This window comes from Akkermansia sp. (genome assembly GCF_020860705.1).
GTDB lineage: Bacteria > Verrucomicrobiota > Verrucomicrobiia > Verrucomicrobiales > Akkermansiaceae > Akkermansia.
Genome location: NZ_JAJBTT010000051.1, coordinates 46,300 through 59,681, shown reverse-complemented (window position 1 = coordinate 59,681; position 13,382 = coordinate 46,300). Strand labels below are relative to the sequence as shown.

Annotated in this window: 14 protein-coding genes and 2 tRNA genes; 8 read left to right on the top strand and 8 right to left on the bottom strand. The window is 50.3% G+C overall.

The window, feature by feature from the left end:
* Window positions 1-12: 12 nt before the first annotated feature.
* Both LIO64_RS11885 and dapF read left to right on the top strand, forming a co-directional pair.
* On the top strand, window positions 13-315 hold the full coding sequence (locus tag LIO64_RS11885) for a hypothetical protein (protein ID WP_345779591.1): 303 nt from the start codon (window positions 13-15) through the stop codon (window positions 313-315).
* 59 nt (window positions 316-374) lie between these two features.
* A complete protein-coding gene (gene dapF, locus LIO64_RS11880; protein WP_290549663.1) occupies window positions 375-1,199 on the top strand; it encodes a diaminopimelate epimerase in 825 nt (274 codons plus the stop codon).
* Between the two features lie 39 nt (window positions 1,200-1,238).
* Here dapF and LIO64_RS11875 read toward each other — a convergent pair whose 3' ends face one another.
* Entirely contained in the window at window positions 1,239-2,027 is a 789-nt protein-coding gene (locus LIO64_RS11875; protein ID WP_290549662.1) for a hypothetical protein, read from the bottom strand.
* A 193-nt stretch (window positions 2,028-2,220) separates the two neighbouring features.
* Here LIO64_RS11875 and LIO64_RS11870 point away from each other — a divergent pair, with 193 nt between their 5' ends.
* The 5 genes from LIO64_RS11870 (at window position 2,221) to LIO64_RS11850 (ending at window position 5,139) form a co-directional block, all read left to right on the top strand.
* A complete protein-coding gene (locus tag LIO64_RS11870; RefSeq protein ID WP_290549661.1) occupies window positions 2,221-2,469 on the top strand; it encodes a hypothetical protein in 249 nt (82 codons plus the stop codon).
* Between the two features lie 171 nt (window positions 2,470-2,640).
* Window positions 2,641-2,715 (top strand) — tRNA-His (locus LIO64_RS11865).
* A gap of 64 nt (window positions 2,716-2,779) precedes the next feature.
* A complete protein-coding gene (locus LIO64_RS11860) occupies window positions 2,780-3,451 on the top strand; it encodes a ubiquinone/menaquinone biosynthesis methyltransferase (RefSeq protein ID WP_290549660.1) in 672 nt (223 codons plus the stop codon).
* The gene (locus LIO64_RS11855) at window positions 3,448-4,953 is read left to right on the top strand and encodes an MATE family efflux transporter (RefSeq protein ID WP_290549659.1); all 1,506 of its coding nucleotides are present in this window, start codon (window positions 3,448-3,450) and stop codon (window positions 4,951-4,953) included. Before LIO64_RS11860 ends, LIO64_RS11855 begins: the two co-directional genes overlap by 4 nt.
* A gap of 110 nt (window positions 4,954-5,063) precedes the next feature.
* Window positions 5,064-5,139: transfer RNA gene (locus LIO64_RS11850), tRNA-Ile, on the top strand.
* Window positions 5,140-5,435: 296 nt separating this feature from the next.
* Here LIO64_RS11850 and LIO64_RS11845 read toward each other — a convergent pair.
* The 7 genes from LIO64_RS11845 to LIO64_RS11815 form a co-directional block, all read right to left on the bottom strand.
* Window positions 5,436-6,386, bottom strand: coding sequence for a BsuBI/PstI family type II restriction endonuclease (locus tag LIO64_RS11845; RefSeq protein ID WP_290549658.1), 951 nt, complete (start codon window positions 6,384-6,386; stop codon window positions 5,436-5,438).
* Complete coding sequence (locus tag LIO64_RS11840; RefSeq protein WP_290549657.1) at window positions 6,383-7,852, bottom strand: Eco57I restriction-modification methylase domain-containing protein; 1,470 nt, start codon at window positions 7,850-7,852, stop codon at window positions 6,383-6,385. Before LIO64_RS11840 ends, LIO64_RS11845 begins: the two co-directional genes overlap by 4 nt.
* A 299-nt stretch (window positions 7,853-8,151) precedes the next feature.
* The gene (locus LIO64_RS11835; protein WP_290549656.1) at window positions 8,152-9,063 is read right to left on the bottom strand and encodes a primase-helicase family protein; all 912 of its coding nucleotides are present in this window, start codon (window positions 9,061-9,063) and stop codon (window positions 8,152-8,154) included.
* A gap of 587 nt (window positions 9,064-9,650) precedes the next feature.
* Entirely contained in the window at window positions 9,651-10,859 is a 1,209-nt protein-coding gene (locus LIO64_RS11830; protein ID WP_290549655.1) for a toprim domain-containing protein, read from the bottom strand.
* A 132-nt stretch (window positions 10,860-10,991) separates the two neighbouring features.
* A complete protein-coding gene (locus tag LIO64_RS11825; protein WP_290549654.1) occupies window positions 10,992-11,201 on the bottom strand; it encodes a hypothetical protein in 210 nt (69 codons plus the stop codon).
* Between the two features lie 368 nt (window positions 11,202-11,569).
* Window positions 11,570-11,956 (bottom strand): hypothetical protein, encoded by a 387-nt coding sequence (locus LIO64_RS11820; protein ID WP_290549653.1) that lies wholly within the window; start codon window positions 11,954-11,956, stop codon window positions 11,570-11,572.
* A gap of 172 nt (window positions 11,957-12,128) precedes the next feature.
* Window positions 12,129-12,293 (bottom strand): hypothetical protein, encoded by a 165-nt coding sequence (locus tag LIO64_RS11815; RefSeq protein WP_290549652.1) that lies wholly within the window; start codon window positions 12,291-12,293, stop codon window positions 12,129-12,131.
* Between the two features lie 111 nt (window positions 12,294-12,404).
* On the opposite strand from LIO64_RS11815, the gene LIO64_RS11810 reads away from it, so the two are divergent.
* Window positions 12,405-12,737, top strand: a complete 333-nt coding sequence (locus LIO64_RS11810; protein WP_290549651.1) for a hypothetical protein — start codon at window positions 12,405-12,407, stop codon at window positions 12,735-12,737.
* Window positions 12,738-13,382 lie beyond the last annotated feature (645 nt).

The following is a 13,382-nucleotide window of genomic DNA, read 5'->3' as shown; positions in this document are numbered from 1 at the left end:
TTTATAACATGAATCCTCCAGCCCTTCACCCATATCGCCTTGCTGACCGGACTCTCCCATCATGAAAACTTGGCGGAATTCGCCACGCGCACGCGGGCGGCGCGCCTCCGCGGCATGCTGCCCCCCCCCGCCACGATGACGGACCCGATGCCGGCCCCCATCCCACGCGCACACGGCCAGTTCAGATTCCAGATCACGGTGAAGGGGCCGTCCGCGCGCATCCTTTCGCGCACACTCCGGAAGCTGGTGCAGGAAGCCGGACTGGGGGACGACCTGACGGCCGTCATTGACGTGGACGCCATGTCATTCATGTAACCCTCCTTGCCAAACCCGGACGGCCGCATTAAAATTCCGGGACAACACAACTTACTATTATGCTGCTTCATTTTTACAAAATGACGGGAGCCGGCAATGACTTCATCATGGTGGACAACCGTGGACTGAGTCTTTCTTCCGCGCTGGACAAGGAAACCATTGAAGCCCTGTGCGACCGCCGCTTCGGCATCGGGGCGGACGGCCTCATTGCCGTGGAACCGTCCCGGGACAAAGGCGGAATCGTGCGCATGCGCTATTACAATGCCGACGGAGGAGAAGCCGAGATGTGCGGCAACGGAGCCCGCTGCTTCGGCAACTTTGCCGCCGCGTTGCTCCATCACGACAAGGCAACCCCTCTCCCCTTTGAAACGATGGCCGGCGTCGTAACCGCCTCTTTTGAAAAAGACGGCAATGTGACCGTCAGCCTGACGGAACCCCACTCCCTGCAGCTCTTCGTGCTGAATGCAGACCCGACCGTCGGAGCGGACGTTCACTTCCTGAACACGGGAGTTCCGCACGCCGTAGCGTTTCTGGACCATCTGGACGACCTGGACATCCCACGGCTGGGCGCCTACCTGCGCTATCATGACGCCTTCTCTCCCAAAGGCACCAACGCCAACTTTGCCAGAATCCTGTCACCGGGACACATCGCCATCCGGACCTACGAACGCGGCGTGGAGGATGAAACGCTTGCCTGCGGAACGGGAATGACCGCCTGCGCCCTGCTGCACGCCGTATTAACGGACGCCCCTTCTCCCATTCAAGTGGACGTGGCGGGGGGAGACACGCTTAAAGTCGGCTTCCAGCGCATGGGGGACCACTTTACCAATGTCACGCTCACCGGTCCGGCAGACCTCGTCTTTACTGGAGACATTGAACTCTGACTCCGCTCCCTGCCGGGCAAGCGACGGGGTTCCCTAACATCAGGGAGCCTGCTTGCCCAGCAGGGAACAATCCGCCTTCACGTAACCGCCATAATTATTGCAGAATGCCCTGTACACGGCAGGCCCCATATTCGTCTCGCAATAATACTTCACGGTGATGCAGTCCTTTTCCCGCTCTACCTTCATAAAACGGCAGGACAGGAGCACCAGGTTGCCCTGGTAATTCCACAGGGCCATGTCCCGGGCCATTTCCTCCTGAACCTTCTCACAAATAAAACTTTCCGGTGGAGGAAACAAAATGGCGCAGATAATGCCGACCAGGCAAATTCCCGGAATCACTCCTATGGCCAATATCCCGTGGCACTTCCTGATCAAGGGAATGTGGTTCGGGAACTTCCGGCGGATGATGAACCGGAACCAATAACCCGCCAGCAGCATCAACGGAAAGGAAACATTCACATATTCAAACGCCAGGCTCATTCCTCCAAGGACGATAAAACCGATGTTCTTCCACATTTTCCTGTACACCGGAATGCACGCGCAAAGAAACACGTATACAATGTACCCCAGCAGACAGAGGAAGGGCAGAAGCGCTGCCGTAAACATGTGCTCTACCATGCAGTCCCACGGATATTCCCTGCTGGGAGAGCATGCTTCATGGAAAAACATGCACATGATGCTCAGGAGAACCAATCCGGCAAGAAGAACAGCCTTTACTTTTCTGGATTCATAAAGAATCCAAAGCAAAACGACGCCGAAAGGCAGTAAATAACAGCCGATACTGCTGAATACGGTGGACAACATGGGGATGTGTGGAAAGAAATTCATGGCTTGGTTCAGAAAGGCTGTCCGGTTAACGCGTTAAAAAACACTGTGGTTGTGATAATAATTGGAAATAAAATAAATTCAAACATTCGTTTTCAAATAAGGAATAAAAAATCATATTCTTCTCATAAAAATCCATTCAGCACGATTCCCGAACTTGACAAGACAAATCCTTGAAAAAGATAATGATGCTTTCATGAAGCGCTCCCTTTTCATTCCGGCGGCCATCCTCCCTGCCCTCCTCTGCCTGGCCCAGTGCATCCGCAAACCCCTTCTTCCGGAATACACGCCCCTGTGCTCCGGAATGGTTCCCGGAGCACAAACCTCTCCCCGCGCCTTGCAGGCACAGGAAAGCAGAACCTATCGGGTAGGCCCGAAAGGCGGTGTGTATTACATCAATTCCCACTGTAAAAAGGTCTACATCAAATCCAGGCGGATTCAATAGAAGACCGCGTAAACCTGTCATCCCTTTCCAAAGGGGAAACAAATAATGCCTCACCCCCCTTCCTCTTTTACTTTTGGGCAAGCGCCACGTTTAAAAATCTCGCCAGACTTATTTTCTTCTTGCCAAAACGGAAGAGGGCGGGTAATGTCTGCCGCACCACAACATCAAATGGTGTCGGTAGTTCAATGGTAGAGCCCCAGATTGTGATTCTGGTTGTTGCGGGTTCGAGCCCCGTCCGACACCCCATCCCTTTCCTTCATGAAAAAGAGCACTTATGGTGCTCTTTTTTACTATCCAGCCTCCGTCACGCATGCGCAATCCAGAATTCGTCAAAGCCGCTTTTTCCGCCATTGCACCGCGCTATGTGGCCACCAACCATGTACTGAGCATGGGCGTGGACCTGCTGTGGCGGCAGCGTGTGGTCCAGCTCGTCTCCGAATGGAAGCCGGAACGCCTTCTGGACCTGGCGACGGGAACGGGCGACCTGGCTCTGGCCATCCTGCGAGCCATGCCGGAAATACGCCTGACGGGATCCGACTTCTGCCAGCCCATGCTGGATGTAGCCGCTGAACGGGGACTGGCGAATCTGGTTTGCGCGGACGCCATGAACCTGCCCTTCCCCTCCGCCTCCTATGATGCGGTCACCGTTGCCTTCGGCCTGCGGAACATGGCCAGCTATCCGGATGCCCTGAAGGAAATGAGGCGAATGCTACGTCCGGGGGGACATCTGCTCATTCTGGACTTCTCCCTGCCTGAAAACCTGCTGAAAGGCCCCTACCGGTTTTACCTGCACCATGTCCTTCCGGTCATTGCAGGCTGGATGACCGGCCACCGGGAAGCGTATGACTACCTGGCGGACAGCATTGAAGCGTTTCCCTGCGGAGAGGATATGAAAAACCTGCTCCGGGACTGCGGATACACCAATATCACGGCGGAACCTCTCAACGGAGGCATCGCCAGCATTTACACGGCCCAGAAATGAGTGCGGGAGACGCAAGAGAAGGCATCATCCGCGGCCGGGCTTCCCGTGCGCGGCTGGGCGGCAAACTGGCCGGACTGTCGCTGCCTCGCCAGATTGCCGTCATTGCCTTCTGGCCCTTCCTGGAACAGCTGCTGAGCTTCTTCGTCACTTCGTCGGACCTTTTCATCGCCACCAAAATCGGACTGAACGCCCAGGACACCATTGACATCTCCGACGGCATGGGAGCCGTCGTCTTCCTGATGTGGTTCGGCTTCGTCATTCAGGGATCCATCATGATGGGGGCCACGGCCATCGTCTCCCGCATGACGGGAGCCAGGGACTATCCCCAGGCGCAGCACGGGCTGCACCAGGCCGCCATGCTGGGGCTGCTGGCCGGCATCATCTCCTGCGGGCTGCTCTTCGCATGCAGCGGCTTCCTGGTCACGCACGTGCTGACCATGAATGAAGCCGCACGGGCCTATGCCCTGCAATACGTGTATGTAGCCGCGTTCGCGGCCCCCTTCAGCGGCGTGGTCTTTGCCATCAATGCCGCCCTCCGCGGTTCAGGAGACACACGGCTGCCCTTCTGGATCATGATGAGCGTGGGCATCCTGAACGTCATCTTCAGCGTTACCTTCGTCTTTGCGGACGCTCCCCTGGGCGGCTGGCGCATCGGAGGCATTGCGGCGGGAACGGTCTGCGGCTATGGCATCAGCATGGTCATGCTCCTCTTCATCATGCTGCGGCGCAGGAAAAAAATATTTGCGGGAAGGGAACATGAATCACTGGAAGAACTCGTCCGGGAACGGGGGGAACACTATGCGCCGCCCCTGTACCTCAGCTTCTCCCACCTGCGGCCGGACATGGGCATGCAAAAGCGCATCCTGAAAATCGGGCTTCCGCAGGCCGTGGAAGTCTTCGGCATGTGGGGCATCCAGATGTTCTGCCTCTCCATCATCAGTGAGCTACCCATCAAGGGGGTGCTGGGCGTCCACAACATCGCCGTCCGCATTGAATCGCTCAGCTTCCTGCCCGGCTTCGCCATCGGCATGGCGGCCTCCACGCTGGTAGGCCAGTACCTGGGCGCCCGGAACGCGCTCATGGCCCGCATCACCATCTGGAAATGCATGCGGTACGCCATCATCTTCATGACGGGGCTGGGAGTGCTCTTCTGCGCCTTCCCTTCCCTCTTCATGCAGATATTTTCCAACGGAAACATGACCCTCATTGACACGGGCATCCCCGTCCTGCGCACCATGCTGCTGGTGGAACCCTTCTTCGCCGCCTGCATCGTCATGAAAATGTCCCTGCGGGGCGCGGGAGACACGCGGAGGGTCATGTTCATCTCCTATGGCATCATGGGCTTCTTCCGCGTCGTCTGCACCTGGGTCTGGTTCAAGACGGCACCGGAAACCATGACCCTGTGGGGCATCTGGCTGCTCTTCGCCTTTGAAATGGCCGTCCAGTCCACCATCCTCTATAAGATCGTCAAGGGCCGGAGCTGGACGAAACTGCAGGTCTGACCTCCCAGCCCGCTTTCCCGGCCTCCTCCCCATCCAAAACGTGATGCCTGCATAAAAACTTTGCCCTTTCCCCCAAATTCTGCTATCGTTTTTTCACGTTGTTCTTCAACGGGCTCGTAGCTCAGCGGTTAGAGCAGGGGACTCATAATCCCTTGGTCGTAGGTTCGAACCCTACCGGGCCTACCAAAATAAAGCCTTGCAAGTTAACCACTTGCGAGGCTTTTTCTTTCTCTTCTCACTTCTCTCAAAAATCGTTAAAAGCGTGTAAAAACGCACCGAAACGTAAAAAAAGTTGCACCACTTTAGCACCACTATTTTTCATCCACTAAAGGAATCTTCCGGGAAAAAGAATCTCCTTTTGAAAGAATGTTTCACAGAAAAGAAATAGTGGTATAATCTGATTACACCACTACCCTGGAAAAACAAAACCTACTAGTCGATCACGAGAAGCAGGTAAATTTAGCATGTTTAATTAGAGTTTTTTAAGAAGAATAAGGTCCTAAAAAACGTATGCCATTGAAGTGGATCAAATGGGAAGGAGCATCTGCTACCCAAACTTCTGTTTCCCAGGCAATATCTCCTAAATAATGCCCCATGACCGCCCGATTAGGAAAGGCTGTTACATAAACCAACCCAGCAGTTGATGATGCGAACAAGCGAGCCAGTTCATCATGCCTTTTACCATCAACAGGACCATGGCTTGTTACTGATTCAACCAATAGGAGCCAATTATTTTGCGTAAAATGAAGGACAACGTCGGGCATTTTGCCATGAGTATTTATTTGCACACCCAGTTTTTCAAGCAGTTCAGAGTCAAAGTACCCCCATTTACTTCCCGTATCTCCGGCATAGATCAAAGTACTCCCCGGAGCAAATCGCGGGGCAAAGTCTTCGATAATTTTGCGAATTAATTCACTATGTTCCCCTGGACTAAGTGTTATTTGCTTACCAGGAGCTATAATCACTGGGATACAGTTTTGAAGCCTCTCCCTAGCATAACGAGCAGACAGGGTCTCCCTATTACTTAGATAATTTTTCAGCTCTTTCTGCCAAGCAGGCGTGTTTACTTTACGGAGAAGATGCAAAGTAGAAGGCTCAATTTGATAGACGGCTTTAGGGCTATTGACGGGACGGCAGGGATTATCTGGATTATAAAGAGCTATTCCTGCATCGCAGAATTGATGCATTGTTTGTCGCCGAAATGTTTCACGCGTATTGGGGGCATACTCCTTTCCATAATGCTTTCGTGACCAGTCCATTATAGGAGTAATACCCATAAGCGGATTTTCAGCATTATGCCAATCCTTATCAGGAGTCAAATTGAGCAGTGCCAACAAGCATAATGCTGAACGCTCGTTTTGTTGTGCCCGTGGCAGTCCCAACTCAACAAGTATCTGTTGTGCAGTTTCCAAATAGTGCAGAGCTCTAGTCATATAGTGAATTCCTTAATTTTTAAGTCTATGGCCATTTGAGAAAGATTTTCTTGTCTTATGGCCCAATTTCCCAATGCCATAAGAATTTCACGATTCGGATATTTCAGTTTGCGCAGATCAGTGGCATTCACCTGCGTATGACCGTTAAAACACCGGAAATATTTATCTACATCCGTAGAATTAAGGAAAACATATAATCCATAAGCTATTTCACGAGGGAGTCCTTGTTTGTTCTGATGAAACAGGTTAAGATGATTCTCAAACCCGAGGGAAGAAGCGTTTTTGAAAGAGCCAGGAGTAACTACACGAGCTATAATGCGGCGTTTTTCTTCTTTTGACGAAAAACGTTTAACAATACAGTAAAATCCGTTTGGATAAAGCCACTTTTCCGTAACAGCATTACGTTTAATGGCATTAGGCTTTTTACCTCCCAGCATAGGCCAAGTTACAGAATCATTACGGAAATGAAGCGGATAAAGCAACGGAACCGTACCTATTTCTGGCATACTGCGTAAGTGTTCTTTCATGCGAAAGTCCACAACGGGCCCAGTGGAAATTTTGATTCCCAAATCTTCTAATGAACAATTAATGACAGAGGAATGCTCAACACTTATAACATTGCGAGTTATAGGAATATGAATGAATTGTTCTGAATCTTCGGGAGATACAATCCGGTCAAAAGATTGTTCACACGAAGTCAGATCCTGGAAACTCCCATCAGTCGAAGTAGATATTGTTACTGGACCTTGCTTTCCATTTCGTTCAAGACGAATAATGATATTTTCTTGTAAAACCTTATCATCCTGGAAGGCCTTATTCCGGGATTCAAATAGATGTATATGCCGGATAGCTGTCTTTTGTAATATCAGTTCACGAAAAGAACGATAGTATGGTCCATTACAAAAACTTCTCGGAAGAATAGCTACGATCTGGCCTTGCGGTACTGCTTGTAGAATGGAGAGAGCCACAAATGCGGAATAGAGGTTAACTGTTTCTATACCGACTTTACGAAGAGCTAAACGATGCTCTGAATGGACGCTAATCTTTTTATAAGGGGGATTTAGAATGACATGCGTATATCTGCCTTTCTCCGTTAAACCCTTGACGGACTGTGTAATAAAATCTCCTTCAACAATGTGGGAATAAATTTGTTGATAGGAAGACAGATTTTGTTCCAAATGATTTCGGAGCTCCTTGTCAATTTCATAGGCAGTTATTTCCACATGCTGAAATCCGAATCCTCCTTCTTTCCATCGATCCAAGAACGCGCAGGATAATGCACCGATTCCGGCACCGGCATCCAACAAACGGCACGATGAAAGATTACTGATAGGAAACATCTCAGCCATGAACCGTGCAATTCTAGAAGGGGTCATATATTGCCCAAGCTCAGATTTTTGAGTCCGTTCAATATTTGAAGATATCTTACGGCGAATATGGTCAGCGAATTCGAGTTGTTGATGCATTAATACTATCTCCAATCAGGCGACAACATCATAGGCTATCAGAAAGAAATCAACAATTACAAAATCAGTTTTATAATGTGGGACACGCGGTCTCTTGCCCCTTTCAGTGCACGCTGCATAAGAGACTCTCCAAAATTATCCTGTTTACACTGTGTACTGTTACTCAACTCAAATAAATTCAATATATTAAATAATACAGGGTAAAAAATGCGCACCCTGTCTTACCCTGTATCCCATCACACAGTGGTTTGTGTTATCATCACAAAACAAAATTATTAAGAATATTTTCGCCCTCTGTTCTACCCTGTCACGGAACGGACAATGGTGTACACGTTCCTTCGTCCCCCCCCTTCCTTTCGTACCTGCACCCGCTCCGGACACATCTCCGCCAGTTTGGACAACTTTCCTCCCAGTTTAGCCGCGTTCCTGGCCAGAAGATTAAATTCCCTCATTTTATCAGCAGGAAGATTAGCTCTTATGCGATCATAAATATTCGTGGCGGTGGCGTCCTTCCTGTAAATCTCTTCGGCATCTTCTGGAGTTCCACGGCGTGCGGCTTGGTCGATCAGTTCCAGCAACTGCATTTCCGGGCTGATGCCCAGCACGGCGGAGGCTAGCGTCCTGTTCATGTACGCCTTGCACCGGTGGCGTCCCGTAGGTTCCTGCAAACGCTCCGGCACCTGGTAATGGTCAATGAACCACGCCAAAGCGGGCAACTCCCTTGCCAGTATCTCATCTACGGTATCTTTTTCATCCTCCGTCCCATTTGGTGGCGTCTCATGGTAACGCCCCGCCAGAAAACCGCATATCTTGTCCGTATCACCTCCCACCATCGGGAAAGCCGTCAGGCTCTCCGGGTCCGTGTTCAGCAACTGCACCACCGCCCAGGGCAACATCATCGGGAAGGCATCCTTCCCTTTGCCCTCAATGGAAACCGCCCCGGCATACAGGACATTCTTGCTCCGGCTCATGACGTTCCAACGCTCCGCCTCCTTCACATTCTTCATGGTATCATCCAGCAGAATCACCGGGTAATGTTCCATACCGCCATTAAATCCTTCACTTCCCGGTTTTGTAAAATACTTTTCTCCAGGAAACATGCCTTCTTCCGGTGTGGCCAGAAGGGGGGCAACCAGTTTCTTCACCAACCATGTTTTACCTAGATCCTTTTCTCCAGCCATGACCAGATGCTGAACCCTGGTGCGAGCCATGCGCCTTTTCAAGCATGCCTGAATACGCTGCCTTGCCCCCTGCATCCAGGCTATAAAGGAAGGAAATTGATCAGGATCCGCCGGGTCATCCAACAAACCGCGCAAAAAGGCCAGGGCCGTCGAGCAATCCCCCTTCTTCCCTTCTACCCATGGAGCGGAAGCCTGTACTACAAACCGGACGCCGTCCTTCTCATAAAACCCATAGAGGTACCCTGCCAGGAAGCGGAAAGATTGCTCTACGTAATGATTCCTTTCCACAGCGCAAAGGAAGGCATCCTTTTTCCGTGGATCCAACCCTCGGTGTACCGCATGGGATAAGACGCTATCCCTTCTCAACGGTATGAATCCGCTCCCTGTATCCATCAGGTAAGGAAAGCTGCTGGTTTGGTAATAAAACCCTTCCGCGATAGCCTCCGGACTGGCGGTGTTCCACGTCTTCGGTTTTTCTGTGGAGGCTTCATCTATGATTGCACGTTCCTTTTCCATGACCTCCGCTCCTCGGTAAAGAGCGTCAATAGCTTCATTTCCCGGTTGACTCGGCTTTCCTGGCTCTGGGCTGTAACTCTCGCTCATGCTGTGACACCCTTTCATTCAAATGAGTGCATCGATTCAAAGATACTTTTATACAAGGTGTGTTCCCCATCATGTAAAAGCATATTCCGGGCATCCTTATAAGGGGGCATCCAGTCCCGGATGACACACCCAGCGGCGGTTAGCCGTTCCCGTAGCTTGAAGGCGGCCTCGCGTCCGGCCCTGTCTGCGTCTAGGGCGAGTATCACGTTCTTCCCTGCAAGCAAGGTGTCCCAGCCGGCTTTCATCCCGCCTGCCCCAGGGATGGCCACCACGGCGGGAATCATGGCTTCCAGACTCCCGCGCCGGTCTTCATAGGGGCGTCGTGTATCTGGGTCCACATCTTGCTGGTAGGATTCCCTAAAACCTTCAAGGGCCTGCCCTATGGCCAGACAGTCGCTCTCCCCCTCCGTGACGATGACAAACCGCTTGCCATACGCGGAATGAATGCCCCATGGCGCGCCAGCCTTTCCAATGGACCACATGAAGCGGATGCCGTGCGGGTTACCTTCAGTGGAGTTCATCGTCCCATGGGATTTCCATTGCCCGGTCTCAAGCTTCAAACAGAGGTTGGGGTGGTTGTCTCTTCTTCGTAGTTTCATGCCCGTGTAACGGGTGTTTCCGGCTTCGTCGTTGGCTTGGTATAGATATACAAGGCGGCGGTCTTCCGTTGCCCCTAAAAGCCCCCGACCCAGGGTCCGGTCCGTGTGAACAAGCATCATCAGGGGAGAAAGGCCCAGTTCAGCGGCCAGTTCCCCGGCAAGGCGTTCGTCTAAGACAAGGCGTTCCCGACACGCATCAAGTTCGGCTTCGTCCGGCGCGGAGACGAAACAGGAAGTTTCCCCCGGAGGAGCGACAGCCATGAATGGAGTCGGGCGGGGCCTGCCGGACCTTCTACGGGCAGGAATGGGTGTTCCGTCATCATCAGGTAGCCTCACTCCTAAAATCTCGCAAACGCCCCGCAGAATTCCGGGAAAGTCCCGTTGCGTGTCCTGGGCGTTCATTCCGGCGTGAAGGTCGAACAGATCCCCGCCCCGGTCACAGGCCCAGCATTTGAACCGGCCTTCCCCTTGGTATTCCGTGACTTGCAATTTGAATCTCGTATGCGTCCCGAACGGACACGGATAAATCATAACTCCCCTGTGCCGCTGGGGCGGGCCCAGCACGCGGCGGCAATACTCGTTCAGGGCGTCCGGCGTTTTGAGGTCGGAGAGTTCAAATTTCATGGGAGATTGAGCTTGTATTCCCCTGCATGTCGTAAACAATGGCCGCAAGGATTGTTCGATACCCGCTAAGGTCAGCATTCCCGAGCCGTCCCCATGTTGGCGCATGAGGGGCGGCCATTCCTTTCTTCCTTCTCATTTCTTCATCTCCCTCTGTGTGTTGAGCCACATCATCACCTCTTCCACACGAAACCGCTTCATCCCTCCGCGCTTCCCGTCTCCCAGGCGAATATGCGGCAGCCCTTTTCTGGTAAGAGCATCTAGTATTCCCAGGCTGATGCCCAGATAATCAGCCATTTCCCGGCGGTTCAATACAGGTTTTCCTGTATATGTTTGTTTATTCATCTTTATTCAGTTATGTTAATTGTTGAGTACCCTCGTGAGAGCAACGCCTATGATGCGCGTTCCTGCCGCGGGAAATCCATATATAATTTCCTACATTGAGAAAAACGCTCACCGGCAAGTGGGCACTTCTTCCAATTATACACACTTTTCCGTTTCCGCTAGTGGGTTTAGGTTTATGTAGGTTAACCTACATTAGCAGCATTAAACTCACCTTAAAAATATCCCAAACACACCTTTTTCTTGAGTGACAACCAAAATACTCTTTCTCTCCAATAAATTTTCATAACAATCTCTATGTGAAATATTAATAAAAACACACCTTCATGTCTCGCCTGTGACACAACAGACAAAAAATCTGAAACTACTCTTCATAGTTCGTCCTTGCCGGGAACGAACACTTCCCCCGGCGGCAATAATTCATCCACCTTCCGTTTATACGCTTCCAGCAAAAACGCTAACCTCCGCACCTGCTCATCAGGTTCCATGGGACCAGGCATTTCAATTTTGCAAAGACTTATTTCCCTATGGGCAATGAGACCTTCCACCAATTCCAGCAGTTCCGCTTTCCTCATGCACCTGACAGTAGAAACAGACCTTTTCCAGCCAAGAGCCTTCCGCCACTTGTACCCACAGCGGATGAGTTCAACAACCCTTTTAGACATTGTTTCTCCTACCATTTCCGGCGTAGCTTTCAAAACGTCCTCCGGTCTATTTATTTGTATGGTTACACTTTCTTCCCTTGGAATCATATCCATCTTTCCACCTCCTTCCTGAAAAAGTACTTCACACCTCCTCCAAAGATATCCTGACTATACAAGGCCTTAGGTTTCGATGTTGAACCGAGCCAAAAAAGTCCGATTTCCGTCAGGCTACCCAGTGTTGCCCTGATGACTTGTCTATCTTTTGTTAGCAGTAAGATAGTAGCATTCATTTCTGTTCCTCCTTTTCCTCTCTTGGGCAATTGCAATTAGCCCGCAGAATGGCAAGAGCAACTTCTTCCGGAGTAAGTCTGCGTTTCGCCGCTTCCTCTTCCACTTTGGCAATGGTCTCTACGGGAAGTTTTAAGGTAATTTGATGTTGTGTTGTACTCATGCTCAAAAATATTACAACAACATGATATTTATACAACAATAAAATTACAACAGCATGCTAATATCTATGTATTGAATTGCAATATTGTGACATTAATGGTATATTTTACATATGCAGAAAACAGACGTGAAAGTATGGCTTAAAGCGATCGGTAAAAATAGACAATGGATAGCAGAGCAATGCGGCGTAACCAAACGCGGTGTTGACGCTTGGCTTTCTTCTTCACGCTCCATTCCTCGCCCCGCAGAAAGGATTATCGAACGCCTTATGTCTCAATATCCCGTTACAGCTAGTACTCAGGAAACACCTTCCAGCGGGGCAGATAATGCAATTACGCTTACAGTAGATGACGCCACCTTTGACACCTGGAACCAAGCGGCCACGGCAGAGGGAAAACTTCTCCGTCAGTGGTGCGTGGATGTCATCAATGAAAGCTTGGAATAGACCTGCGAATGTGGACAGAAGTATACGAAAGGCTATCGAACTAAAAATGCATAATCGTATTGAAAGATTCTCCTTTTGCTAAAGCGATCCTATTAATCCTCCCTCCGGTAATTGGCTCATCGAAAGCTCCCCGAATATGGGGAGGTGTTTTTTATGCAAATCTCTATGCAATACGCCTTCATAAAGGCCTTATTGGCTAACTTTGATGAGAAGGGTTCCCTCCCATCCATAACGGTAAACTCGCTTGAACTCACTATTTTCCTCGGCTTGTAAAGAAATTTGAAAGGGTAATGCAAGAGTACTTCCTAGAATAAACATCAAATATCCCACCAATTTATTATATTCATTATAAATATATTTTGGCAGTATACAGATATCACGGAAGTAGAATTCAACAAGCTATTATACGTAAGCGCATAGTGATGATAACACTTAGCCCAGTAATCCTGAACCTTAACAAAACTTGCCATGGCTTTTCTCCTTCTCCCTCCTTTCAACCCTTAGCAGTTTTCAGCAACACACCTCTAAACATTCGTCATTCTTGGACAAACTGGACAGGGTAACACAGGGCAAAATTAGGCTGCTTTCTTTTTTTCCTGTTGTCTTCTATTATTTACAATTAGTTTATTATAGAATCGATACAGG